Below are 25,321 nucleotides of genomic sequence, written 5' to 3'. Positions count from 1 at the left end.
ATCATCGCAGGATTCTTGGTTCACAGACTTTTTGAGGGTTTGGTATAATGAAAAGGCCTTGATTTGTCTGGTGTTCACAATGGGGTTTGAGTTGGATCCATCGTGGAATTGAAAGCAATCATTCATGAATTCGATGACATCTTTCTGTCTGGTTTGAGTTGTATCCATCGTGGAATTGGGGTGAGGGAGTCCGCCGGCAGCCCTCCCCTGTTCGTTTCGTTGCGATGGCAAAGGCACTCACAGAGGAGGGCTCCGGCTTTTCATTGGTGTGCGAGAGGTCGCCTGGCTTGACAGAGCAGTGACGGTAGGGTATCTTTTCTGAATAATGAATCGAAGTCTGTGAACCTCCCGGGGTTTTTGCAGGATTGGAGGTTCACAGTTTTTTTTGGGGATTGGTATAATGGAAAGGCCTTGATTTGTCTGGTGTTCACAATGGGGTTTGAGTTGGATCCATCGTGGAATTGAAAGGATATCAAAATGTGTGAAATAATGAAACAGGGAGGTTTGAGTTGGATCCATCGTGGAATTGAAAGACTGTCCGGACGGTGGTGTCCGTATGAGTGTCTGAGCGTTTGAGTTGGATCCATCGTGGAATTGAAAGACAGCTTTCGTATGAGGTGGACGTGGCGCCGGTTTGAGTTGAATCCATCGTGGAATTGAAAGAGAAACCGAGCATGGGCACTCGCACGGGGGCAATCAGTTTGAGTTGAATCCATCGTGGAATTGAAAGCCATTTCCTTTGCATCTCCTCCGTGGTCTTCTTGCCCGTTTGAGTTGAATCCATCGTGGAATTGAAAGCCGTTTCGGCGGGTTCAGAATTCGATTGATTGCGTGTTTGAGTTGGATCCATCGTGGAATTGAAAGGCGATTCTAATCACATCCGGACGGTTAATCCGGAAGTTTGAGTTGGATCCATGGTGGAATTGTGTGAGGGATCCGGCCGGCAGCCCTCCCCTGCTCGTTTCGTTGCAATGGCAAAGGCACTCGCAGGGGAGGGTTCCGGCTTTCCATTGGTGTGCGAGAAGCCACCTGTCTTAACAGAGTTGTGACAGAGGGGGATATTTTCTGAAAATTGAATCGAGGTCTGTGAACCTCCCGGGGTTTTTGCAGGACTCCCGGTTCACAGACTTTTTGAGGGTTTGGTATAATGGAGAAGCCTTGATTTGTCTGGTGTTCACAATGGGGTTTGAGTTGCATCCATAGTGGAATTGAAAGAGTGGTTCGGGATCGCTGGGGGTGAAGGATTCCATGTTTGAGTTGCATCCATAGTGGAATTGAAAGGTTGTATAGCCGAGGGAAGAACTTTTTCAGGGTGTAAGTTTGAGTTGCATCCATAGTGGAATTGAAAGGTGTTCAGTCACCACCCATTGTTTGCCGAACTTCCGGAGTTTGAGTTGCATCCATAGTGGAATTGAAAGACATACCCTCTGAATCGTTTGCACTGAACCACTGTCGTTTTAGTTGCATCCATAGTGGAATTGAAAGCACAACAGTTGCCGCTGCTGTGGGCCTTTCGCTTTTGTTTTAGTTGCATCCATGGTGGAATTGAAAGTGGAAAAACCTCCTTAGAATTTGTCTTTTCCTTACATCGTTTGAGTTGGATCCCAAGATGGAATTGTGTGAAGGAGCCGGCCGGCAGCCCTCCCCTGCTCGTTTCGTTGCAATGGCAAAGGCACTCGCAGGGGGAAGCTCCGGCTATTACCATTGGTGTGCGAGAGATCGCCTGGCTTGACAGAGCAGTGACGGAAGGGTATCTTTTCTGAATAATGAAACGAGGTCTGTGAACCTCCCGGGGTTTTTGCAGGATTCCCGGTTCACAGACTTTTTTGGGATTTGGTATAATGAAAAGACCTTGATTTATCTGATGTTCACAATGGGGTTTGGGTTGTATCCATGGTGGAATTGAAAGGGCACATGCTGAAGGAATCCGCGTGGAGGCGTTGGGGGTTTGAGTTGCATCCATAGTGGAATTGAAAGCCAACTCATACGTCCCACCATCGTGAGAAAGGAAGCGTTTGAGTTGCATCCATAGTGGAATTGAAAGTGAAGAACTCTGGCGACCCCTCGGCCTCCACCCGTTTCGTTTGAGTTGTATCCATGGTGGAATTGTGTGAGGGAGCCCGTCGGGAGCCCTCCCCTGCTCGTTTCGTTGCGATGGCAAAGGCACTCACAGGGGAGGGCTCCGGCTTTTACCATTGGTGTGCGAGAAACCACCTGGAATAACAGAGTAGTGATGGAAGGGTATCTTTTCTGAATGATGAAACGAGGTCTGTGAACCTCCCGGGGTTTGCAGGACTCCCGGTTCACAGACTTTTTAGGGGTTTGGTATAATGGAGAAGCCTTGATTTATCTGGTGTTCACAATGGGGTTTGGGTTGTATCCATGGTGGAATTGAAAGTTTGTGTAGTCCTCAAATACAACATCTTTTGCATCGTTTGGGTTGTATCCATGGTGGAATTGTGTGAGGGTTCCGGCTTTTATTGGTGTGAGATTAACCAACTGGCTTAACGGAGTTGTAACAGGAGGTATTTTTTCTGAAGAATGAAACGAAGTCTGTGAACCTCCCGGGGTTTTTGCAGAATTTTCGGTTCACAGACTTTTTGAGGGTTTGGTATAATGGAGAAGCCTTGATTTATCTGATGTTCACAATAGGGTTTGAGTTGGATCCATGGTGGAATTGAAAGACGCTGTTTTCGCGGCAACGCGCCGACATGCCGGAGTTTGAGTTGTATCCTTGTTGGGATTGTGTGAGGGAGTGTACCGGAACCCCTCTCCTGCTCGTTTCGTTGCGATGGCAAAGGCACTCGCAGGGGAGGGTTCCTCCTTTTTATTCATGTGCGAGAAACCACCTGGCTTAACAGAGCAGTGACGGAAGAGTATCTTTTCTGAATAATGAATCGAAGTCTGTGAACCTCCAGGGGTTTTTGCAGGACTCCCGGTTCACAGACTTTTTGAGGGTTTGGTATAATGAAAAGGCCTTGATTTATCTGATGTTCACAATAGGGTTTGAGTTGTATCCATAGTGGAATTGAAAGTCCATTAAACTGTACTTCTGTGTGTACTGATCAGTGGTTTGAGTTGTATCCATAGTGGAATTGAAAGTGTCCTTCTTCCCCTTCAGCCGTTTTTCAGCCGCGTTTGAGTTGTATCCATAGTGGAATTGAAAGGGATTTGGTTGAGTTCATTCACCATATTCGGAGGAGTTTGAGTTGTATCCATAGTGGAATTGAAAGTTGGACCAACTTGATCCGGAACATGGTTCACCTCCTCGTTTGAGTTGTATCCATAGTGGAATTGAAAGCCCTCGGAACTGCGATTACCCACGTATACTGGGAGTTTGAGTTGTATCCATAGTGGAATTGAAAGCCTTCCGAATGTACGCGGCCACTTCTTCGATATCGGCAGTTTGAGTTGGATCCATCGTGGAATTGAAAGCCGGCTTCAAACGATCCATGGCCTTCTCAATCATCTGGTTTGAATCCATAGTGGAATTGAAAGATCATACTGATTTCAAGATAATAGTTGAACTCATCCATGTATGAGTTGTATCCATGGTGGGATTGAAAGGTCATCAATGAGTAGTATGATGACAAGGAACGGGAACGTTTGAGTTGTATCCTTGTTGGGATTGTGTGAGGGAGTGTGCCGGAACCCCTCTCCTGCTCGTTTCGTTGCGATGGCAAAGGCACTCGCAGGGGAGGGTTCCTCCTTTTTATTCGTGTGCGAGAAACCACCTTGAATAACAAAGTAGTGACGGGATGGTATCTTTTCTGAATAATGAATCGAAGTCTGTGAACCTCCCGGGGTTTTTGCAGGATTGGAGGTTCACAGACTTTTTAGGGGGTTGGTATAATGGAAAGGCCTTGATTTGTCTGGTGTTCACAATGGGGTTTGAGTTGTATCCATCGTGGAATTGAAAGCGGGTCTCCATCAAACCAACCATTTCCGAACAGGCTCGTTTGAGTTGTATCCATCGTGGAATTGAAAGCACTCACTTCAAGTCAATTCTGATCGGCTTAACAACGATCGGGGCGGGTGGTACCTTCGGTTTCTGCTCTGGAGTGGAAGTGGGGTGCTGTTGCTCTTGGTTTGAGTTGTATCCATCGTGGAATTGAAAGGTCACGAACAACGGCGGGGCGGAAGCATTCCCGAAGTTTGAGTTGTATCCATCGTGGAATTGAAAGTCGACAGAGAGGAGAGAATGGAGAAAATGTCCACTAGTTTGAGTTGTATCCATCGTGGAATTGAAAGTGAAATGCCCTGGATGACCAATGCTGATCGGCTGGTGGTTTGAGTTGTATCCATCGTGGAATTGAAAGTGATTTTTTCGTTGTCTTCCTGGATGCGGTCTTTCCGTTTGAGTTGTATCCATCGTGGAATTGAAAGATGGTCATCACCGATTGGACTTTGACGAGATCCTCGTGTTTGAGTTGTATCCATCGTGGAATTGAAAGATGGTCATCACCGATTGGACTTTGACGAGATCCTCGTGTTTGAGTTGGATCCATCGTGGAATTGTGTGAGGGAGCTCGCTGGAATCCCTCCCCTGTTCGTTTCGTTGCGATGGCAAAGGCACTCACAGGGGAGGGATCCGGCTTATATTGGTGTGAGGAGACACCAGGACAGTGACGGAAGGGTATCTTTTCTGAATAGTGAATCGAAGTCTGTGAACCTCCCGGGGTTTTTGCGGGATTCCCGGTTCACAGACTTTTTGAGGGTTTGGTATAATGGAGAAGCCTTGATTTATCTGATGTTCACAATGGGGTTTGAGTTGGATCCATAGTGAAATTGAAAGTTGATCTCCGGGACCGTGATCCCGGATTGTTCGTCTAAGTTTGAGTTGGATCCATAGTGGAATTGAAAGCCGGTTCCCACCAACCTTGCCGGATCCCGTATTCGAGTTTGAGTTGGATCCATAGTGGAATTGAAAGTCCCGCCGCCCCGTTGTTTCTCTTGGGCTTCCAGGTTTGAGTTGGATCCATAGTGGAATTGAAAGGTGAGATGGAGGTCGAGGAAGTCCCTCGCCTTGATGGTTTGAGTTGTATCCATAGTGGAATTGAAAGGAACGCCGGCAGCGCGACCTTTGGTGGCAATCTTAATTGTTTGAATTGAATCCATGGTGGAATTGAAAGTGAGCTTCTTGATGTATGCCGCGACAGTCGGTTCACGTTTGAGATGGATCCATGGTGGAATTGAAAGATAAATTGTCTCATGTTCAAGCTTTGCACTTCGCCATTGTTTGAGTTGGATCCATAGTGGAATTGAAAGGGCGGTCCGACCATAAAAACGACTTCATTGGTAGGGTTAGTTTGAGTTGTATCCATGGTGGAATAGGTGAGGGAGCCCGCCGGCAGCCATCCCCTGTTCGTTTCGTTGCGATGGCAAAGGCACTCGCAGGGGATGGCTCTGGCTTTTTTATTGGCGTGAAATATACCAACTGGCTTAACAGAGCAGTGACGGAAGGGTATCTTTTCTGAATAATGAATCGAGTTCTGTGAACCTCCCGGGGTTTTTGCAGGATTCCCGGTTCACAGACTTTTTTGGGGTTTGGTATAATGAAAAGGTCTTGATTTGTCTGGTGTTCACAATAGGGTTTGAGTTGGAGCCATAGTGGAATTGAAAGATTAGGAAGAACACGCCGACTAAGACTATGACGCTCGTTTGAGTTGGATCCATAGTGGAATTGAAAGCCCGAATGAAGCCACCTTCACTCGTTCCCATGGGATCGTTTGAGTTGGATCCATGGTGGAATTGAAAGTTAACTGGATGGTGGTAGGGAATCGGGAAGGGTTGGTTTCAGTTGCATCCATACTGGAACATCCTTCGAACTGCTTTCCCGCTTTGCACTGCAGCAGGGTCTCTTGTTTGTGCAATTGAATCATTTGCCTTTACGCGGCATAACAACAGCCGGCAGGGATCCTTTCCTTGCCGGCACTTATTATTCAGGCGGCGGCGATCCGGGAGCTGGGAGGACACTTTGTCAAGAAGCCTGATGTTTATTACAATAAACCTGTAAGTTTATTCTGATTTTCTTTGGTATTTTAACAATTTCTCTTAGGTGGGAAGGAGGATGATTGTTGAAGCTGGGAGTGGGAATCTGGGGGACGGGTTTTTCCGCCCGTTCGCATCTGGAGGCGTTGGCCAGAGTGCCGGGGGTCACGGTGGTGTGCATCGCCTCACGGAACGAAGCCAGAGCCCGGGAGTTGGCGGAGGAATTCGGCATCCCGAAGGCATACGGAACGTATGAAGAACTGGTGCGGGATCCGGAAGTGGATGTGATCCACAATTGCACGTCCAACGAGCTGCATGCAAGTCTCAACCGGCTGGCGCTTGAGCACGGAAAGCATCTGTTGTCGGAGAAGCCGCTGGCCACGGACGGCAAGGATGCCGTGGAGCTGGTGAAGCTGGCCCGCGAACGGAATGTGGTGACCGGGGTTTGTTTCAATTACCGGCACTACCCGATGGTGGTCGAGGCCCGGGAGCGGATTGCCGCCGGACAGACAGGAGCGGTGCATCTGGTGACCGGAGGATACTTCCAGGACTGGCTGCTGGAGCCCACCGACTACAATTGGCGGCTGGAGACGGACGTGAACGGCCCGTCCCGGGCGATGGCCGACATCGGTTCGCACTGGTGTGACACGGTGCAGCACGTGACGGGTCTGCGGATCACGGAAGTGCTGGCCGACCTGAAAACGGTGCATCCGGTCCGGCAGAAACCGGCGAAGGCGTCGGGCACGTTCTCCTCCTCCGGCGAGGTGGAGCGGGAGCCGGTGAACATCACGACGGAAGACTGCGGCAACGTGCTCATCCGCTTTGAAAACGGAGCGCACGGCGTGTTCACCGTATCGCAGGTGAGTGCCGGCCGAAAAAACCGGTTGTTCTTTGAAGTGTCGGGCGCGAAGGAATCGCTGGCTTGGGACCAGGAGCAGCCGAACCGCCTGTGGATCGGACGGCGGGGAGCATCCAACGGCGAACTGCTGAAAGATCCCGGGCTCCTGTCGCAAGCAGCCGCCCGCGAGGCGCATTATCCCGGAGGTCATCAGGAGGGATGGCCGGACGGACTGAAAAACCTGTTCCTCCGTTTTTACGAACGGGTTCGGGCGAACCGGTCGGGCAAGGAGCCGGCGACCCGTCCCGACTTTGCCACGTTCGAAGACGGCTGCCGGTTGGTGCTTCTGGTCGAAGCCATTTTGAGCAGCCACCGGTCCGGACGTTGGGTGAGCGTGCCGGACGCCTGATCAAGAAACCCCCGGCGCGGGATGCGGTCGGGGGTTTTTTTCGGTCACAGGTTGTCGATTTGCCAGTCGATCGGCCGGATGCCGTGTTTCTCCAGGAATTCGTTGGTGCGCGAAAACGGACGGCTGCCGAAGAAACCGTTGCTGGCGGACAGCGGGCTGGGGTGGGCCGATTCGATGATCAGGTGGTGATCCCGGGTGATCAGTTTCTTTTTTTCCTGCGCGTTGCGGCCCCACAGAATGAAGACGACCGGCTCTTCCCGTTCGTTCAGCGTCCGGATCACCTCGGCGGTGAATTGTTCCCAGCCTTTGCCCCGGTGGGAGTTGGCTTGTCCGGCCCGGACGGTGAGCACGTTGTTCAAAAGCAGCACGCCCTGTTCGGCCCATTTGGTCAGATGGCCGTGGTTGGGAATGGTGCAGCCGAGATCCGCGTGCAGCTCCTTGTAGATGTTGACCAGGGACGGCGGGATGCGGACACCGGGCTTGACGGAGAAGCTGAGTCCGTGCGCCTGTCCCGGACCGTGGTAGGGATCCTGCCCGAGGATGACCACTTTGGTGTCGGCGTACGAAGTGTAATGCAGGGCGTTGAAGATGTCGTACTTGTCCGGGTAGATGGTGCGGGTGCTGTACTCTTCGATCAGAAACTGGCGGAGTTTGAGATAGTAGGGCTTTTCGAATTCCGCGTTCAGCAGGTCGGCCCAGTCGTTTTTCAGGATGGCTCCCATATTTTTCGGGCTCTCCTCTCCGTCGATGTCTGTCGTGTTCAGAAAAATTGTGTCATATTTCATCAGAGGTGTAAAGCTTTCAAGCCAATTCCCCCGTCCGCGGCACTGGTTCGTTTGTCCATTTCCCTTTACAATGAATAGTGGAAATTGATCAATCTTTTTTCACCCGGGAGTATGATTCAGCATGGAAAGTTTTCATTTCAAGGTCAACCTCAAAGGCATGATCGATTTGTTGTCCAACCATTTGTACAGCACGCCGCATGTGTATTTGCGGGAGCTGGTGCAAAACGCGGCCGATGCGATCACGGCAAGGAAAAAGCTGGATCCGGAGCACGCGGGACGGATCGGCGTGGAGTTGTATGAGTCCGGTCCGCGCCCGACGCTGTTCATTGAGGATAACGGAATCGGACTGACGGAGGAGGAAGTCCACCGGTTTTTGTCTCAGATCGGGCACACGTCCAAACAGGGAACGGATGAAGAGGATTTCATCGGAAGATTCGGCGTGGGACTGCTGTCCTGTTTCATCGTGAGCGACGAAATCGTGCTCCTGACGCGCTCGGCGAAGGGCGGGGATGCGGTGGAGTGGCGGGGCCGTCCGGACGGCAGTTACACGCTGCGGCGGCTGGAGTCGGAGATGGCGCCCGGCACGCGGATCTACCTGCAGGCCAAAGAGGGATTCGAGCGCTGGTTTGAGCCGGAACGGGTGAAGAGTCACATTCGCCGGTACGCCGAATGCCTGCCGGTGCCGATCGTGTTTTACGGGGAACGGGAAGAGCGGTTGAATGCGGATAAGGCGCCGTGGGAAATGTCCGCTTCGGACGCACTGGTGTGGGCCCGGGAGAAGCTGGACCTCGCGGCTCTGGACGTGATTCCGCTGTCGTCGTCGGTGGGCGAGGCAAAGGGAGTGGCGTTCGTGCTGCCCCATCCGGTGGCGGTGAGCGCACGCAAGACGCACCGGGTGTACGTGAAGCGCATGCTGCTGTCGGAACGGTCGGAGAAGGTGCTGCCGGACTGGGCGTTTTTCGTCACGGCGGTGCTGAATGTGAACAAGCTTCGGCCGACGGCTTCGCGGGAGGAATTTTATGAAGACGCGCTGCTGGATCTGACACGGGCCGAGCTGGGAGCGTGCATCAAGCGGTATCTGGTGAACCTGGCTTCCACGCGGCCCAAACTTTTGAAAGAAATCATCCGCATCCATTACATGTCGATCAAGATGTTGTCCCTGGAAGACGACGAGCTGTTCCGCCTGTTCATCGACTGGTTGCCGTTTGAAACGTCGTTCGGCATGTTGACGATGGGTGAGCTTCGCCGGCGGGAACCGATGGTTCTCTACACCACGACGGTGGATGAATTCCGCCAGATCGCCCGCGTGGCCAAAGCCCAATCGATCTGCGTGGTCAACGGCGGGTATGTGCATGATGCCGAACTGGTGCAGAAACTGGGCAAGGTTTTTCCGGAGATACAGGTTCGCAGACTGGATCCGGCCGAACTGACCAACCGTTTTTCCCAGTTGGATGAGCGGGAACGCGCGGTGACGGAGGATTTCCTCGATCTGGCGGGCCGGATGCTGCGCCCGTTTGCCTGCGTGCCGGAGATCCGCAAGTTCGCCCCGCCGGAGTTGTCCGCCCTGTACATCACGGGAGAAGAAGCCCAATTCCTCCGTGCGGCCGAACAGACACGGGAAGAGGCAAACGAACTCTTTTCCTCCCTCATTGGTCAGGTGACCGGCCAAAACGGAGACAAGAGCCTGGGACGCCTCTGCTTCAATTTCGCCAATCCGGTCGTGCGCAAGGCGATTCTCACGCGTGATCTGGATCTGCGCAAGGCGGCCGTCGCCATGTTGTATGTGCAAGCCCTGCTGCTGGGGCACCATCCGCTTCGCAAACAGGAAATGGATCTTCTGAATCACGGAATCATCCATCTTTTGGACCGGGGACTTGAATTGGGGGGAAACAGGGATGAACCCGACCATCGATGAATGGCTGAGAAAAGCCGAGACGTTGCCCGACGGTGATCAAAAGATCGAGTTGCTGGAGAAAGCGGTCCGGTTGGCGGACATGGAAGGGGACGAGAAAGCCGCGTTCGCGGCCCGTTTGGAACTGACCGGAGCGGCCAATTTTGCCGGACGGGCGGACAAAGCGCTGGTTTCCTTCGCCTGGTGCCTGGCCCGGTTTGACAAAAATCCGGAGTTGTGCAGTCCGTACACCCTGATGTGGCAATACAAGTGGATCGCCAACGACCTGGATGAATTTCCGCAATTGTCCCTGGAGAAAATCCGGGAAACGCTGGAAGACTTGAGGAACCGTTATCGGCAATTGGGCATGGGAGAGCGGGTGTACGCCATGATCCGGCACCGCATCGCGCTCCGGCGCGGGGACATGGAAGAAGCGGCCGAGTGGTTCGAGCGCTGGCTGGACGAGCCCCGGGACGATCTCTCCGATTGCCTTGCCTGCGAACTGGACACGCATGTGACGTTCCTGCTGAAACAGGACCGGTTGGACGAAGCGTTGCGACTCGCCCGGCCGCTGTTGAACGGGGACCACACCTGCAAACATGTTCCGGCCAACACCTGGGGGCAATTTCTGATTCCGCTGGCCAAGGCCGGCCGGTGGGAGACGGCGGAGGAATTTCATCGCCAAGGATTGGCCGCGATCGGCGCGGAGCAAGGATTTCTGAGCACCGTTTCGGACCACGTCCTGTACCTGACCGTCACGGACCGGAAGCGGGCGAGGGAACTCTTTTCCGGGCGTTTTTCCGAGGCGATGGCATGCAGGGAACAGGGAGTGTGCTTCCACTTCCTGCTCGCCGGACTGTTGCTGGCGGAACGGTCGGAGGCGGCGGGGGAAGACGTGAATCTGCCCGAACCGGCGACGAAAGAGTGGCTGCAGGAGCAAGTCATGCAGCTGGCCGACGCCTTTGACCGGCGAAACGGCAATGATCATTTCCGCGGCAACATCGACCGGCATCGTCGGCTCCTTTCCGAGTTGGAGAAGGAGTGGGATTCCTTCCGCAGGGAGCGGGAGGCAACCGAACAAGAACCGGAGTCGGCCTCCGTCGGCGAGGAGTGGGGCGACCTTGTGGCGAGGGCGGAGAGCGGAGATGCGACGGCCATGTTCTCGCTGGGACTCGGCATGCTGGCGGGTGACATTCCGGGCGAACAGGACGAAGGAAACGAATGGATCCGCCGCGCCGCGGAAGCCGGCCACCTGGATGCCCGCCTGTTCGAAGTACATCGTCTGGTGGAAGAAGGGGAAAATCCGCAGGAGGGGCTGGCCCTGCTACGCGAAAACGTGGCATCCGGCCACGGGCCTTCGATCACGGTGCTCGGCTGGTACTTGATCTCCGGAGGTCCCGTGGAACCGGATCCGGTGGAAGGGGTCCGACTGCTTCGGCAGGCCGCCGAGCTGGAAGAGGTTCCCGCCATGTTCCATTTGGCCCGCTGCCTGCTCGCCGGACTCGGCTGCCACCCGGATCCCGCCGAAGCGGAAAGATGGTTGCTTCGCGCGGCCGACAAAGGGGACGGACAGGCCATGGACACGTTGGCGCACCTCTATCTGTCGGGCGTGTACGGACCGGAAAAGGCCGCCGAGGGAGAGACGTGGCTGCGCCGCGCGGCGGAAGCCGGCCTTCTGTCCGCCATGCATTCGCTCGGGTCGTACCTGATGAACGGAACGCTCGGCAAGGAATGTCCGGAAGAAGGAGAACAGTGGCTGCGTCGCGCCGCCGAAGCCGACTACCCGCCGGCCCTGCACGAACTGGGCAACCGCCTGCTGGAAGGAAAGGGGCTGCGCCGCCTCCCGCTGGAAGGCGAGGTGTTACTGCGCCGCGCCGCCGTGCTGGGGAACGCGGAAGCCATGCTCGAGCTGGGAGGCCGGCTTCTGTACGCCGACGGGATGAAAAGGGATCTGGAAGACGGTTTTCATTGGCTGTCCCGGGCGGTGTCGGAAGAACAACCGACGGCCATGTTCATTCTCGGCACCCACCTCGTCGACGGGGATTGGATCGAGCAGGATGTGGAGGAGGGCCTCACCCTCATCCGCCGCGCCGCCGAACGGGGCGAACAAAACGCCATTCGTTGGCTGAAAGCACGGGAAGAAAACGCCGGCCAGGACCCGGATCCGGCCGGTTGAGCGGATCAAAACCGAAACATCCCCCTGCATCTCGGATGCGGGGGGATGTTTCATTTCGGCGAACGCTTTTCGCCCGGATCTCTCCACACGTCCACCATGCCGAATCCCTGGCTTCCGTAGCTGCCCAGGCCGGAGTCGTGGATCACCTGCTGGACCCGGGGAGGGGCTTCCACTTCCAGAGGCACCTGATAGCCCTTGATCTTCTTCTCTTTCACGGTGAGCAGCACGGCCGCCCGCTCCAGCGAGAAGCGCTCCGGCTGCATCAGCCGGATGCGAACGGGGACGTCCGGCGGAAGCGGTTCGTTCCAGCGAAGGTGATACCAGTTTCGCACGGACAGTCGCAGGGAGTCGTAAAAATCGCTTTCCAGCGGGTGGCAAAAGCGGACCTTCCCGTTGACGGACACCGGCACGACGATCGGGGAGAGGGGGCGATACGCCATGCGTTCGGTGAACCGCACCGGCTCTTCCACCCGGAGATTCACCAGCGGAAACACGTGTTCGCGCAGTTTCAGAGCCCCTTGCTTGCGGATTCCCGCATGAATCGAGCGGATCACGTCCGTCCGGATGGATCCGATCTTCAGCGAGAGGCGGCCGCTCACCTCCATTTCCCCCGGCAGATTGTGTCGACGGGTAAAGCGGGGAAGCGAGAAGACGAACGGTTTGTACGATCGCCCGCGAAGCCGGAGCCCTTCCGAGTGGATGAAGGAGCCCAACGCAGGGTCGGCCTGACTGAGGCAGCGGTAAATCCAGCTCATCAGGGGATAGTTCAGGTCATAAGGGAGACGGATGGTCCCCGGTAAGTCAAAGGTGGCTTCGATGCGCATGGTCTCCGTCCTTTCGGGGAATGCCCGCACGAGGCGGGATGCTCCGCCCGGAGCGGCGGAACATCGGCGTCATTTCAGACGGAACCGCCCGGACGACGGCCGGTGATCCCGTTCATGGTACATTTGCGCCAGCGTCGTCAGAACCACGCGTCCGCCTTCGAAGGAAAGGATCTCCTTGAAGCGGTTTCGGACCAGATCGCGGGGCATGCGCAACTTTTTGGACAGCTCCTGCTCCGACATGCCCTTGAGCAGCGGGGAAAGATCTCCGCCCATCAGCCGGTGGAGTTCTTCCAGCGCGGGTTTGTCGAAGCGAAGCGGCGCGGCCGGCAGCTCGATCAGCGCACTCGCTCTTTCGTAAATGTATTGGACCGGAATGCCCTCGATCAGACCGACCATCGTCATGTACGGAATCGTGGCCTTGAAGCCGCCGGTGGCGTTCAGGATGAACTTCGTGTTTTTGCGCCCGTGATGATCGATGCGCTCCTTCACCGTCCGGACCAGCGAGTAGACCCCTTTTCGGCGGAACAACTCGGGATCGGACACCTGCAATCCTTCCAGCACACGTATTTCCGCTTTCGCTTTCCACAGCTTCTGTGAAATCCGTACCAGCGCTTCACCGCACAATTCGCCTTGCAAGGTGTCGGACACCAGGAAATAGAGCACGTCCTCCGGGGCCACGTTCATTCGGTGCAGGCTGTGTGTCTCCGCCGAAAAGACAATCGGATCGAAGTTCGGGGCATCGGCCGCCTTCGCCATCTCGTTCACCAGTTCGTCAAACAGCTTCCGGTTTGCATCCCGCTCCTTCCGCGATTTGCCTTCCAGCCGGTTGAACCGTTCCCGCCATTCCCCCTTCACCATCGATGTTCCCACGGTGGAAAAAATCACTTTCACGCCGTTTCACCTCTTGAGCGATTGTTGCCGCCACTCGCGGTTGGAGATTTTGTATGAATCGATTGATTAAATTAATTTTATACGAAAGAATAGGTTTCGGGGCCTGTTGAAAAAATCCTTCCGGTACTTCTTGTTTCGGAATGTTCATCATCCGGCGGAGGAAATCCGGATGATGCGCACGAATGAAATGATTGGATTTGATGGATCGGAGACGGAATCGGCTTTTCCGGCGGCGTTGTTCCCCGGAAACCCCGTTGCGAGGATTCACATTCCACCGGAAACACGGGAGCAACATTCCAAGGATGGACATGACTTAAGAGACTGGCGGCAGGTGATCAAAGTGGTTGGGGCAACTCAAAAGAAAGTCAGACAGCGGCTCCGGGCGAAAGCTTCCCGGTTCACGCTGGTCATTGTGTTGATTTACGTGGTGTTTCTGACCGTCGCGCTGGTGTGGGGACCGGGGACGTTCGGGGATGCGGTTCATGCCGAACCGCAGGGGGGCGACCCGGGCGGAGCGGGAAAAGACGACATGGAACTGCGCTATGAATACATGAACTACCTCATGACCACGCTGGCCCTCATCGGGACGATCGGCGGGATCGGCTTTACGGTATACGGGTATTATCAAGCGATGAAACTTCCCGAATTGATCGAGAAAGAAGTGGAAGAACAGCTGGAAGAACAGCTGGAGGAACACAAGGAAGAGATGGATGAGCAGATCAAGGAGTACATGCAGTCCCTCGAGATCCTGCTGGAAAACGCCCTGATCGACCCGTACCACGAACGGGTGGTCAAGGTGACCAGAAAACAGGATGTGCTCGATGTGCTGGAGCGGTACGGGGAGCTGTGGGGCGTTCATTACTACAACGCCATCTTCCAATATTACGAGGCCGAGACGGATGAAGAAAAGTGGGAAGCCTTCAAGATCATGAAGCAGCACCTGAGAGAACATCCCGGCCACGTGCGCGCCCATGTCTTCCTGATTTGCTGGTATCTCACCGAAGGAGCCCTCAAAGAAGCCCATCTCACCCTGGTGGATTTGCTCGACCATGATCCGTACATCTGTTACGAAGAACAGTTGCTCAGCCTGATCGAATGGTACGGAGACCCCGATTCGGTCCGTGACCGCAACCGCAGCCTCTTCCGCGCGGAGAAACGGATCTACGAAATGGAAAAGCGCCTGCACGAATTCCGCAATCCGGACGTTCCGACCAAGTTGGAAGCCCTGCTCGAACGAATGCACACCAACCCGGACCTCGAACTCGATCAGGAGCTCCTCGAACGGATCCAGGACCCGGCAATCTGGATGAGAAGACATCTCCTTCCCGAAGAGATGGAGTTGGACGAAACCCGAACGGCATGACGGGCACGACCATTCCCCGACGGTGTTCCGGCCGCGTCCGGGCGGGGAGCGGTTTCGCGCAAGCACTGGAAAACAGCGGAACCCCGCTGCGAAAGGACCGACCCTCGATGAAGGAACGAATCGGACCACGCCACCTGATCTTTCCGCATCCGGAAGCCGACTATGTCGAGTATGAAACCGTGAACGGCACCGAGTGCGTGGCTTGGTATGATGCGGAAGAAAATGAATGGATCATTTCATTTTCGGACGAGGATGACTCTCTTTTGACATTCAAAAACGAATATGAGGTCATGACCGCCCTTGTACAGTGGGTTCCCTGTTTGTCCCGAAAGATGAAGTGGATCCTGAAGGCTGCGATTGAAGAAAAAATGGATGAACTCATCCGGGTCAAGGCTGCAGCAAGATCCGGAAGCCTCGGGGAAACAGAGGCACGGGAAGCCGTCAAAGCCGAAGAGGAGCCCGCGCTGAAGTTCATGCTGACCTTGGTGGACAAGCTTTGAGAGGCACTGAAAGGCGGACGAACGAAAAATCGCTTGCTTAGCCGGCAAGCGGTTTTTTTGTCCGTTTCACCGGCCGTTGCCGAAGAGCGTCCGTGAACACATGGGATAAAAATCCAGGAAAAAGCGCGTTTGTTATAATCTGAATGTTTAGAAAACAAACCATCCGAAAGGAATAGGCATCATATTCATCCAATTTTCTTCATATGATCCTTCGATATTTTCTCTCAAGAAGGAGGGCAAGGAGTGGACGAAACCCGCATCGACACATCCCCCGACATTCCTCACTTGCACGTCCGCTTCCGGATCGTGACCCCGATGTTCCTCGGAGACGCAAACCAGCAGCAATCCGTGCTGCGGGTCCCTTCCATCAAGGGAAGCTTGCGCCACTGGTACCGGGCCGTTCATCCGGGATTTGCCGACTGGCTGGAATTGGACCGGAAAAGGTCAACCCACAACCACAAAATCAAGGGCACCCGGGAGGAGGTGCTGTTCGGAGGAGCCGGTTCACATACAGGGCAGTCCCGGGTGATCATTCGCCTGCTCACCCATTTGGAGCATTCGGCCTTCAATTCGACGTTGGCCTCGCTCCATCATTTCACCCATTCCCTGAGCAAGCGGAATTACCTGAAAGAGGACCAGTCCTTTGAGCTTCAATTCGCCATGCGACACCGCCACCGGGAAGATCCCCAGGATTGGCCCGGATTATTGGCGTCCGTCTGGCTGCTGGCCCATGTGGGCGGCCTCGGAACGAGGACCCGTCGGGGATTGGGCTCGATTACGCTGGAATCATGGAAGGTGGAACATGCCCCGGAAGCAGCTCGCTTGAAAGAAGCCTTGCCGCTGCCGGACGGAGCAGAAACACCTGAAATGTGGTTGAATCGGTTCTGCGATGGGGCCAAAATGATCCGAAGCTGGCTGCATGCGACCGACACCCCGTTTCCCCCCGGCAAACATACCCGCCTGGACCGAAACACCAGTGTCTGGTTGGGACCGACTCCCCACTCCGACTGTTTTGAAGCACTTCGGGATGCCCATGACCTGATGAACCGTTTTTATCAACATTACCCTGAACACCGCATTTTGTTCGGACTTCCTGCCCGAGTCAAAGGCAAACAGATTATTGCCGTGGATGAGGAGAAATATGAACAGCCCTGGAGAGAAGGACGGATGCCGTCCCCGGTTCGGCTGCGCATCGCCCGCACGGCTGAGGGATACGTTCCCCAATTCACCATCCAATCCGTGCCGTTTCCGAAATTGGCATCCAAAGAGGGAAACCGGAAAGTCTGGTGGCGTGATTGGAATGAAGATCATCTTCAACAAGCCTTGAAAAGCTTCACCGGAGAACTTGCATTCAGAAAGTTTTTGAGAAGGGGATGGGAATGAGCGTGAAAACCGTTCATTTCATGCTGGGACCCGTCCAGGATTTCGTGGCCCGTTCACGTCGAACGCGTGATCTGTTGGTCAGTTCGTTTCTTGTTTCCTATCTGACCGGACACGCGATGGCCCACGTGATCCATAGCGGCGGCCGAATCGTGTTTCCTTTCGTGAATCTCGACAAGCCCGATTCCCTGCTGGGCGCCATTCTCCAGCCTCCGGACCGGAAACCGAGGTTCGGTCCGGGGCTTGGCACGTTGCCCAACCGGTTCAAGGCAGAAGTGCCGAAAGACTTCGATCCCCGCGGATGTTGCGAGGCAGTGGACGCGGCGTGGAAGCGAATCGCCGACGCGGTGAACAGGTACATTCGGAACGAGATTCAGAAAAAGCAGTCAGACCCGGAAAACCTCAGACGCTGGGACGACGAGCGAACACAGGCGATCTGGAAGCGGCAGGTGAACGGGTACTGGGAGACTTTCTGGGTGGTGGATGAAGCGGACAACGCCATCGATCGCCGAAAAAACTGGCGCCATCATCTGCCACCGGTGGAAGGCGGAGAGAAATGCACGGTGATGAATCGGTTGGAAGAGGTGTCCGGCTGCAACGACCGTGCATTCTGGAAGATGATTGACGACAGCCTCAGGTCCAATGATCTGGCGGATGACGAACGACTCTCGGCCATCGCCCTGATCAAACGGCTGCTTCCCTACGTGGCCGAGGAAGCGATCGGTTGGAAGTTTCCCTCCGAGGCGGTGGGCATTCCCTCCTTCAACTACATGGCGGCGCTGTCGTGGATGGAAAAGGCGAAGATAAAAGCCTCGCACGCCGTGAGGGAGTATGCCCGCACCGTTCCGGACGATGTCCTGATCACTCCTCCTTCCCACATCCTTTCACCGGACGGGAAAAAACCGGATCCAAGAATCGAGAAATTTTACAAACTGGACGGAAGCTGGGTGATCCCTCACCTGCTTCAGCGGGTATGGGATGATTCGTCCATGGACGGCGCTTCGCTCCGGGATGCCTATGAGCGCCTCAGAAAGGCGGTCGGCGAAGATCCGATTCCTTACTACGCCCTCCTCATGATGGATGGCGACCGGTTGGGACGGCATCTGCAGGCCAGTCCGGAAAACGGCCGGTTGATCAGCCAGGCGCTGAACGAATTCTCCGAACGCATCCTCACGACCATCAATGGTCACCAAGGGATCGTCATTTACGCCGGCGGCGATGACGTCATGGCCATCTTCCCCATGGATCAAGCCCTCCGGGCGGCACGCTTGCTGCGGGAGGACTACATGAACGCTTTCCGGGAAACGGCCGGCGACCGGATCAAGGCCACCTGCTCCACCGCCGTCGTGTTCGGTTACTGCTCGTCCCCGCTGCAAAGCGTGCTGGAGTTCACCCGTGACATGCTGGATGTTCAGGCGAAGGAAACCACGGGAAGAGACAGTCTGGCCATCGGGATCTGGAAACGGACGGGAGCGGAACTGATCTGGTCGGCTCCCTGGGAAGGAACGGACGGACAACCGTCGGCCGTGGACAGCCTGATCCGCCTGCTGAACGCACCGGACCGTCTGTTGTCCAACCGGTTTCTGGACAAACTGCAAACCGCGTACAAACGGTTTCCGCAGTTTCTCGACGACGACGATCAGCACCGCTACATGCTGAAGCGGCTCATCCGTGAAGATCATTATCGCATCACCGGCCAGCGGAACCCGCAAACGGAAGAACTGCTGGAAGATTTGTTCCGCGTCAGCTTCCGCTCCTGGCGGGAAGATGACCGGGTCCGGTTGGCCGAAGGACCGCTGGATGACAGCGCCGCCCAACTCATCCGGTTTTTCCGTCCGGCAAAAGGAGTGAAAACCTCATGACGACATGGTGGTCCTGGGATCCACTGGACACTCTCTTTTTCCGCGATCCCGCCCGCTTCAGCGCCGGGGAAAGCGGGGGTCTGGCACCGGACACGCATTTTCCCCCGTTCGCCTCCTCGCTGCTCGGGGCCGTTCGTTTCGCACTGGCCCGGGAAGCAGGCTGGGACCCGGAACGACCCGACAGCTGGCCGGAATGGCTGGGCGGACCCTCCGATCCGTCCGCTCATCCGGACATTCCCGCCGGCTGGGATCACACCGGTTCCCTTCGCCTCACCGGCCCCTTTCTCGAATGGAAGGGTGAGACGCTCTTTCCCGCACCGCTGTTCCTGTACGGACAAAAACGGCGGGACGGCCGGTTCCGCGTCACCCGTTTGGTGCCGGGAACACCGGTGGATTGCGATCTGGGATACGGGCTCCGGCTGCCGGTCCTGAAAGAACGCGTGGAAGGGCACGCGCTGGAACACACATGGGTCACACGCAGCGGACTTGAGCGGGTGCTGCGCGGGGATACGCCCGCCCCCGAAGGCGAGCTGTTTGAGGAAGGAGAACTGTGGCGCAAAGAGCCCCGCGCCGGCATCCAACGCGATCTGCGGACGCAACGGGTGGAGAAAGGCCACCTGTTCACCGTTCCGCACATCCGCACCGTGCACGGGCTGCACATCCGGCTGGGGGTGGACGGGATTCCGGACACTCCGGATCGCGAACGGTTGCTGGCGCTGCCGCTCGGCGGAGAAGGCCGGTTTGCCCGCGTCACGGTCGATCCGTCCGCTCCCGATCCCCTGCCGCCGGCGCCGCAGCTCACTCCGGATCCCGACGGGCGAATCCGTTATGTGATGCTGCTGCTCACCCACTGTCTTCCGGATCCGGACGGCGCCTTGATCCGGGAAGGTTTTTCCGGCGCTCCGGGTAAGCTGGTCTGTGCCATCATCGGAAAACCGGTGTTCATGAGCGGCTGGGATCTCCGCCGGGGAGGCTCCCGTCCGCAACTTCCCCTGATTCCGGCAGGCAGCGCCTGGTTTTTCGAAGCGGACGCGGATCGAAAAGCGGACATTCTCGCGTTGCACGGCTCCCGGATCGGCCGCATGACGGCATACGGCTTGGGACAAATGGCGATCGGACAATGGAAAGAGGAGGTTGAAGCCGATGCAAGCCACCGTGATGGGACTCTTGGCTGAAACGGCGGTTCATCCCGGATCGGGCCGGCAGGACGGTCTCCTGGACCTGCCCGTCATCCGGGAAGCGGTCACCGAATATCCCCTGATCCCCGGGTCTGCCCTGAAAGGCGCCCTGCGGGAAAAACTGGTGCTGGAGCACGGGGATGTCAAGAACCCGCCCGCCTGGATCGATCAAATTTTCGGCACAAAAGAAGAAGCGGGAGGTGTCGGGATCACGGACGCCCGTCTGCTGCTCCTGCCCGTCCGTTCCCTGTCCGGTCACTACCGCTGGGTCACCTGTCCGTACGCCCTGGAGCGGCTGCAGCGGGACCTGTCCCTGACCGGCGTTTCGTTGCGCATCCCGGAGGTCGACATTCCCCGGGAACAGGCGATCACCGCCCGGCCCGAGTCGGAAGCGGTCTTCTTGGAAGAATTCACTTACATTCCTGAGCAGGATGAGCCCCTGATCCGGGAAATCATCGGCTGCATCGCTCCGCTCATCCGGCACGACTCCGTCCGGAAACGCCTTCCCGGGCAGCTGGTCCTGCTGAACAACGATGAATTCAGCCATTTTGCCCGTTTCTCACTTCCGATCGTCACCAAAAACCAGCTGGATCTGGAGACCAAAACCAGCCGCAACGTGTGGAACGAGGAAACCATTCCGCCCGACACCCTCATGTACTCCCTGCTCATCCCCCGACCGGGCCGGGAGGACTCGCTGAAAAAGCTGACAGAGGAACTGGCCCGCAATCCGTACGTGCAGATCGGCGGCAACGAAACCACCGGCCAAGGATGGATGTCCGCCAGTCTTCCGAAAGGTTGGGATGCGGCATGAACCAACCTGCATCCTTGCAGGAACGGATCCGTCATGCTTGGGAGACCGTGCAGGAAGTGGAAAAAAGATGTGAGCAAGAAGAGCTGAGCAGAGAACGGGACGACTATGCCAGCTTTGTCGCCCGCCTGCCGCTCACCATCATGATCAACGGTTTGGGACAGGCGCTTGCGGCCTTGCGCTCATCGTACCGGCCCGGCGAGACAGACCAGAAAGAGCCCCGTGCCTGGCTGTGGAAAAACTTGTCCGGTTGGCTCTGCCGGAACCATCCGCTGGCTCCGTATCCCGGCGCCACCGACCTGCTCCAAGCCGTGATGGACCATGGCCCCGACCGTTACCGCCGGGCCATGACCGAAGCGATGAACTGGCTGTTCTGGCACAAGCGATTCGCCGAAGCCATCCTGAAAGACCGGAACCTGCATGCGGACCACCGCTTTCGGGTCGCCTCCACCAAGGTGCAAACGGGATTGATCCGGAAGCTTCCCCTGTACAAGCCGACCGACGACCGGATACATTTGCCGAAAAAAAGGCCCTCCGCCGGAAACACCGGTCTGTGGTACGAAAAGTTTTGCAACGAATGGATGTATGATCCCGGATCCGACCGTTGGTACCTGAGTCGCCGAAAAATGGACTGGATCCGCTCCGTCACCGGTACCGTCGGAAATGCCGATCTGCTTCGGGAAGCCTTGGAACGAACGGAAGACATCGTGCGGGCCAACGGGGGATTGCTGCTGTACACCAAAACCGCCAGCCGCTTCGCCACCGGACTGGGGAGATCCCATCCCACCGAGAACGGCTTCACCTGGCACCACACCCTGGGCGTCCCGTACCTGATCGGATCGTCCATCAAGGGGCTCGTCCGCGCATGGGCCAGCGAGTGGATTCAGGCCGATCCCCGGGACATCAACCGCATCTTCGGTCCCGACACCCGGGAAACGCGGGGACACCCGCACTCCGGCAGCGTCCTCTTCCTGGACGCCCTGCCCGCCCAACCGCCCACGCTGGAAATGGACGTCATCTCCGTTCATCATCTGGGCTATTACAGCGCAAAAGACAAGAAGAAATCTCCGCCCCATGACTGGTCCTCCCCGAACGTCACGCCGTTTCTCGTCGTGGCCAGGGACCAGCCGTTCGTTTTCGCCCTCCTGCCCCGAAGCCGGAGAGAGCAAGACCTGCGCGACCTCTACCGTGTTCACGGATGGCTCCAACAAGCCCTCGAATGGTCCGGTGCCGGCGCCAAAACCGCCGTCGGCTACGGACGCTTCACAGTGGACGCGGCGAAACAAGAAGTCTGGGAGAAGTCTCTGCAAACCCAAGAACACGTCGGGTAAGTGGATGGAATGAAAATTGCCGGAACCTCCCCCTGCGAGTGCCTTTGCCATGGCAACGAAACGAGCCGGGGAAGGCTTCCGGCATATAACTTCTATGAATTCGTGTTCATATAAACCCCCTCCCATCCCGGGAAGGGGTTTTTTGATTGGCGCAGTTTTCTGACATTAAGTTGCAGACAATTGAATACAGAAATTTCCATTTGAGCTAATCCCACAAACAAAAAACAACGAAAATGACCCTCTATGTCCAATAAAATTTGCAGTGATTTGACAAATCGATCCGCATCATGTTATTATGATAATATATGTATCAACGCATAAATCCCCAATTTATCTACAACCCTCCCCCGTTTTGAGAGCTCTGGGAAGGTTGCAGATCACGAAAAATCAAGGATTCTGAGCGTTGAAAATTCCCGAAACCCAGAAACGGCGAGGGTTATTGAATCCAGTGTGGAATGGAAACTTCAACTCTTCCTCCTCCTCGATGGAAATGATCCGATTTTTTGCTGAAGTTATTGAATCCAGTGTGGATTGGAACGATAAAGCCGGAACCTTCCCCTGCGAGTGCCTTTGCCATCGCAACGAAACGAGCAGGGGAAGGCTTCCGGCATCTTTGCTCACACAACGAAACGTGTAGACAACCCAAAGACCAGCCTCAAACGGGCTGGCTTTTTTGTATCAGTCATGCCGTTCGGAACTCATCCAACATCGTCTCCAAGTTCATGTGCTCGCGTGAGAATGGAACGGAATCCGAAAGGCAGACAAACGAAAAACCGCTTGCCGATTTGGCAAGCGGTTGGTTTGGTGGAGCATAGCGGGATCGAACCGCTGACCTCTACGATGCCATCGTAGCGCTCTCCCAGCTGAGCTAATGCCCCATGTTTCGTTCATTTTTTTCTGTCGTGCTCTCGACAATTATTATCATATCCAAGAGGGTTCATGAAGTCAACAGGAAAATCAAAAAAACAATATTCAGAAGAATGGGGCTTCGTGACCGGAAAAATGCCGGATGAAATTTTCGGGAGTACCTCTTCCCGAAATGCGGAAATCAACAAATGAACCAAGTAACATGAGAAGGGCTCAACTTCTGAAGGATTTTGGGCGTCTTGTTGAAGAAAGTGGACAAAAACCGAAACCTTCCAACGGAGTATTATTATGAGACCCAATCTCTCCGTTCGGAAAGAACAACCAAAGAGGTGGCTCATGGAATCCAGAAACCATCGCGTGTCGAAACAAAAAAAGAAACGCAAGTGGCTGAAAATCTTGATGACGGTGCTGGTTCTCCTCGTCGGAGCCGGCGGGGCTTACGCTTGGTACGTGTACGATTCGGTGAAGCAGACCGCCAACAACATGTATTCACCGATCGATCGGGAAAAATCGGAACTTCGCGAAAAAGGGGTGGACATCAACCAAAGACAACCGTTTTCGGTGCTGCTGATGGGGGTGGACAAGCGGGAAGGGGACCGCGGGCGCTCCGATTCGCTCATGGTGATGTCGGTCAATCCCGCGAAAGGATCCATCCTGATGTTCAGCATTCCGCGGGACACCCGGACGGAGATCGTGGGGCGGGGAACCCAGGACAAGATCAACCACGCCTACGCGTTCGGCGGAGTGGAAATGTCGATCCGCACGGTGGAGAAGTTCCTGAACGCACCCATTGACTATTATGTGCAAGTCGACATGGAAGGCTTCATGAAAATGGTGGATGCCGTGGGCGGCGTGACGGTGGACAGCCCATTCGCCTTCACCTACGAAGGGGTCTCGTTCCCCAAAGGGCCCGTGCATTTGGACGGGTACCGGGCGCTCAAGTATACCCGGATGCGCTATGACGATCCCCGCGGCGATTTCGGCCGCCAGGAGCGGCAACGTCAGGTGTTGCGCGAAGTCATGAAAAAGGCTGCATCACCGGCCATCGTCACCAACATGGGAGACATCCTGGCCTCTCTGCAGGGAAGCATCCGGACCAACATGACGTTTGATGAAATGACGGCGGTGGCCACCGACTACCGGGGAGCCGCCGGCAACATGGAAACGGTGTCGATCAAGGGAAAAGGGACGAAAATCGGCGGTGTCTACTATTATATTGTGGATCAGCAGGAACGGGACCGCATCAGTTCCTTGCTGAAGCAGCATCTGCAGCTGGGTGAGAACAGCTCCTGAGAAACTGCATCCGGGGGAGAGAAAGCCAATGAGCAAAAAAGTCAGAAAAGCGATCATTCCCGCGGCGGGTCTCGGAACCCGGTTCTTGCCGGCGACCAAGGCCATGCCCAAGGAAATGCTCCCGATCGTGGACAAGCCGACGATTCAGTACATCGTGGAAGAAGCCGTCCAATCGGGCATTCAGGAGATCATCATCGTGACCGGGAAGAGCAAGCGGGCCATCGAAGACCACTTTGACAAAAACTTCGAGCTGGAATTCAACCTCGCGCAAAAAAACAAGGAGGACCTGCTGAAACTGGTCCGCACTTCCACCGATCTCGCGAACATTTATTATGTCAGGCAAAAAGAGGCGCTGGGATTGGGACATGCCATCTCCTGTGCCCGGGAGTTCATCGGGGATGAGCCGTTTGCGGTCCTTCTCGGCGACATGATCATGGACGGTCGGGTTCCCTGTCTGAAGCGGATGATCGATCTCTACGAGGAAAACGGTGCGGGAGTGATCGCCGTACAGCAGGTTCCCTGGGAAGAGGTGCACAAGTACGGGGTGATCTCCGGAGAGCGGATCGGCGGCAAAGTGAGTCGCATCGACGACCTCGTGGAAAAGCCGAAAGAACATCCTCCGTCCAATCTGGCGATCATCGGACGGTATATCTTGGAAGCGGATATTTTTGACATTCTGGACCGGACGATGCCCGGGGCCGGAGGAGAGATTCAGCTGACGGACGCACTCCGGGTCCAGGCCGCGCAAAAGCCGCTCATCGGCTACGAATATGAGGGACGGGTGTTCGACGTGGGGAGCAAACTGGGCTTCCTGCAGGCCACGGTTGAATTCGCAGCACGCAATGAGGAATTGATGGACAGCTTCATGACTTGGTTGCACGATTTTGTGTCCGCCCGCTCCTCCATGAAAACCAAATCGCTCGCATGAAGGAGG

General features: G+C 55.8%; 15 protein-coding genes, 1 tRNA gene and 3 CRISPR repeat arrays. Of the genes, 12 read left to right on the top strand and 4 right to left on the bottom strand.

Annotation, left to right across the window (positions count from 1 at the left end; all coding sequences use genetic code 11):
* Nucleotides 1–436 precede the first annotated feature (436 nt).
* Nucleotides 437–930: direct repeats of the CRISPR family, unit length 31 nt.
* 253 nt (nt 931–1,183) lie between these two features.
* Nucleotides 1,184–1,552: a CRISPR direct-repeat array (repeat unit 31 nt).
* Between the two features lie 2,534 nt (nt 1,553–4,086).
* A CRISPR array of direct repeats spans nt 4,087–4,522; the repeat unit is 31 nt.
* Nucleotides 4,523–6,074: 1,552 nt separating this feature from the next.
* Nucleotides 6,075–7,238 (top strand): Gfo/Idh/MocA family protein, encoded by a 1,164-nt coding sequence (locus EG886_RS11880; protein WP_124728337.1) that lies wholly within the window; start codon nt 6,075–6,077, stop codon nt 7,236–7,238.
* A 44-nt stretch (nt 7,239–7,282) separates the two neighbouring features.
* Here EG886_RS11880 and EG886_RS11875 read toward each other — a convergent pair whose 3' ends face one another.
* Nucleotides 7,283–7,960, bottom strand: a complete 678-nt coding sequence (locus tag EG886_RS11875; RefSeq protein WP_124728336.1) for a uracil-DNA glycosylase — start codon at nt 7,958–7,960, stop codon at nt 7,283–7,285.
* Between the two features lie 184 nt (nt 7,961–8,144).
* Here EG886_RS11875 and EG886_RS11870 point away from each other — a divergent pair, with 184 nt between their 5' ends.
* Both EG886_RS11870 and EG886_RS11865 read left to right on the top strand, forming a co-directional pair.
* Entirely contained in the window at nt 8,145–9,938 is a 1,794-nt protein-coding gene (locus tag EG886_RS11870) for an HSP90 family protein (RefSeq protein ID WP_124728335.1), read from the top strand.
* A complete protein-coding gene (locus EG886_RS11865; RefSeq protein WP_124728334.1) occupies nt 9,919–12,090 on the top strand; it encodes a tetratricopeptide repeat protein in 2,172 nt (723 codons plus the stop codon). The genes EG886_RS11870 and EG886_RS11865 overlap by 20 nt, the downstream gene beginning before the upstream one ends.
* 50 nt (nt 12,091–12,140) lie before the next feature.
* Here the strand turns inward: EG886_RS11865 and cas6 are convergent, their stop codons facing one another.
* Together cas6 and EG886_RS11855 are read right to left on the bottom strand one after the other, a co-directional pair.
* Nucleotides 12,141–12,914 carry a CRISPR-associated endoribonuclease Cas6 gene (gene cas6, locus EG886_RS11860; RefSeq protein WP_124728333.1) on the bottom strand — a complete coding sequence of 258 codons (774 nt, stop codon included), beginning with the start codon at nt 12,912–12,914 and terminating at the stop codon, nt 12,141–12,143.
* 69 nt (nt 12,915–12,983) lie between these two features.
* Nucleotides 12,984–13,805 carry a putative CRISPR-associated protein gene (locus EG886_RS11855; protein WP_124728332.1) on the bottom strand — a complete coding sequence of 274 codons (822 nt, stop codon included), beginning with the start codon at nt 13,803–13,805 and terminating at the stop codon, nt 12,984–12,986.
* A gap of 331 nt (nt 13,806–14,136) precedes the next feature.
* Here EG886_RS11855 and EG886_RS11850 point away from each other — a divergent pair, with 331 nt between their 5' ends.
* The 7 genes from EG886_RS11850 (at nt 14,137) to cmr6 (ending at nt 22,227) form a co-directional block, all read left to right on the top strand.
* The gene (locus tag EG886_RS11850; RefSeq protein ID WP_124728331.1) at nt 14,137–15,168 is read left to right on the top strand and encodes a tetratricopeptide repeat protein; all 1,032 of its coding nucleotides are present in this window, start codon (nt 14,137–14,139) and stop codon (nt 15,166–15,168) included.
* 107 nt (nt 15,169–15,275) lie between these two features.
* Nucleotides 15,276–15,668, top strand: coding sequence for a hypothetical protein (locus EG886_RS11845; RefSeq protein WP_124728330.1), 393 nt, complete (start codon nt 15,276–15,278; stop codon nt 15,666–15,668).
* A gap of 243 nt (nt 15,669–15,911) precedes the next feature.
* Nucleotides 15,912–17,051: a type III-B CRISPR module RAMP protein Cmr1 gene (cmr1, locus tag EG886_RS11840; RefSeq protein WP_124728329.1), complete on the top strand. Its 1,140-nt coding sequence runs from the start codon at nt 15,912–15,914 to the stop codon at nt 17,049–17,051.
* Nucleotides 17,048–18,910, top strand: a complete 1,863-nt coding sequence (gene cas10 / locus EG886_RS11835; protein WP_164491826.1) for a type III-B CRISPR-associated protein Cas10/Cmr2 — start codon at nt 17,048–17,050, stop codon at nt 18,908–18,910. The genes cmr1 and cas10 overlap by 4 nt, the downstream gene beginning before the upstream one ends.
* Complete coding sequence (locus EG886_RS11830; RefSeq protein WP_124728327.1) at nt 18,907–20,085, top strand: type III-B CRISPR module-associated Cmr3 family protein; 1,179 nt, start codon at nt 18,907–18,909, stop codon at nt 20,083–20,085. Before cas10 ends, EG886_RS11830 begins: the two co-directional genes overlap by 4 nt.
* On the top strand, nt 20,054–20,899 hold the full coding sequence (gene cmr4 / locus EG886_RS11825) for a type III-B CRISPR module RAMP protein Cmr4 (RefSeq protein ID WP_124728326.1): 846 nt from the start codon (nt 20,054–20,056) through the stop codon (nt 20,897–20,899). The genes EG886_RS11830 and cmr4 overlap by 32 nt, the downstream gene beginning before the upstream one ends.
* Nucleotides 20,896–22,227 (top strand): type III-B CRISPR module RAMP protein Cmr6, encoded by a 1,332-nt coding sequence (gene cmr6 / locus EG886_RS11820; protein ID WP_164491825.1) that lies wholly within the window; start codon nt 20,896–20,898, stop codon nt 22,225–22,227. Before cmr4 ends, cmr6 begins: the two co-directional genes overlap by 4 nt.
* 802 nt (nt 22,228–23,029) lie before the next feature.
* Here the strand turns inward: cmr6 and EG886_RS11815 are convergent.
* Nucleotides 23,030–23,105: transfer RNA gene (locus EG886_RS11815), tRNA-Ala, on the bottom strand.
* 325 nt (nt 23,106–23,430) lie between these two features.
* Between EG886_RS11815 and EG886_RS11810 the strand changes: the two genes are divergently transcribed.
* Nucleotides 23,431–24,387 carry an LCP family glycopolymer transferase gene (locus EG886_RS11810; protein ID WP_124728324.1) on the top strand — a complete coding sequence of 319 codons (957 nt, stop codon included), beginning with the start codon at nt 23,431–23,433 and terminating at the stop codon, nt 24,385–24,387.
* Nucleotides 24,388–24,415: 28 nt separating this feature from the next.
* A complete protein-coding gene (gene galU / locus EG886_RS11805) occupies nt 24,416–25,315 on the top strand; it encodes a UTP--glucose-1-phosphate uridylyltransferase GalU (RefSeq protein ID WP_124728323.1) in 900 nt (299 codons plus the stop codon).
* The last annotated feature ends 6 nt before the right edge of the window (nt 25,316–25,321 follow it).

Origin of the sequence: Staphylospora marina (assembly GCF_003856495.1) — a bacterium.
GTDB lineage: Bacteria > Bacillota > Bacilli > Thermoactinomycetales > Thermoactinomycetaceae > Staphylospora > Staphylospora marina.
The sequence above is the reverse complement of the archived record's forward strand: the minus strand, read 5'-3'. Positions and strand labels throughout refer to the sequence as shown.

What these genes read in the sequence shown, in the direction of transcription:
- EG886_RS11810 (WP_124728324.1), top strand. Translation starts at nt 23,431, where the DNA reads ATGGAATCCAGAAACCATCGCGTGTCGAAACAAAAAAAGAAACGCAAG.
- galU (WP_124728323.1), top strand. Translation starts at nt 24,416, where the DNA reads ATGAGCAAAAAAGTCAGAAAAGCGATCATTCCCGCGGCGGGTCTCGGA.
- EG886_RS11830 (WP_124728327.1), top strand. Translation starts at nt 18,907, where the DNA reads ATGACGACATGGTGGTCCTGGGATCCACTGGACACTCTCTTTTTCCGC.
- cmr6 (WP_164491825.1), top strand. Translation starts at nt 20,896, where the DNA reads ATGAACCAACCTGCATCCTTGCAGGAACGGATCCGTCATGCTTGGGAG.
- cas10 (WP_164491826.1), top strand. Translation starts at nt 17,048, where the DNA reads ATGAGCGTGAAAACCGTTCATTTCATGCTGGGACCCGTCCAGGATTTC.
- EG886_RS11875 (WP_124728336.1), bottom strand. Translation starts at nt 7,960, where the DNA reads ATGGGAGCCATCCTGAAAAACGACTGGGCCGACCTGCTGAACGCGGAA.
- cmr4 (WP_124728326.1), top strand. Translation starts at nt 20,054, where the DNA reads ATGCAAGCCACCGTGATGGGACTCTTGGCTGAAACGGCGGTTCATCCC.
- EG886_RS11865 (WP_124728334.1), top strand. Translation starts at nt 9,919, where the DNA reads ATGAACCCGACCATCGATGAATGGCTGAGAAAAGCCGAGACGTTGCCC.
- EG886_RS11845 (WP_124728330.1), top strand. Translation starts at nt 15,276, where the DNA reads ATGAAGGAACGAATCGGACCACGCCACCTGATCTTTCCGCATCCGGAA.
- EG886_RS11870 (WP_124728335.1), top strand. Translation starts at nt 8,145, where the DNA reads ATGGAAAGTTTTCATTTCAAGGTCAACCTCAAAGGCATGATCGATTTG.
- cas6 (WP_124728333.1), bottom strand. Translation starts at nt 12,914, where the DNA reads ATGCGCATCGAAGCCACCTTTGACTTACCGGGGACCATCCGTCTCCCT.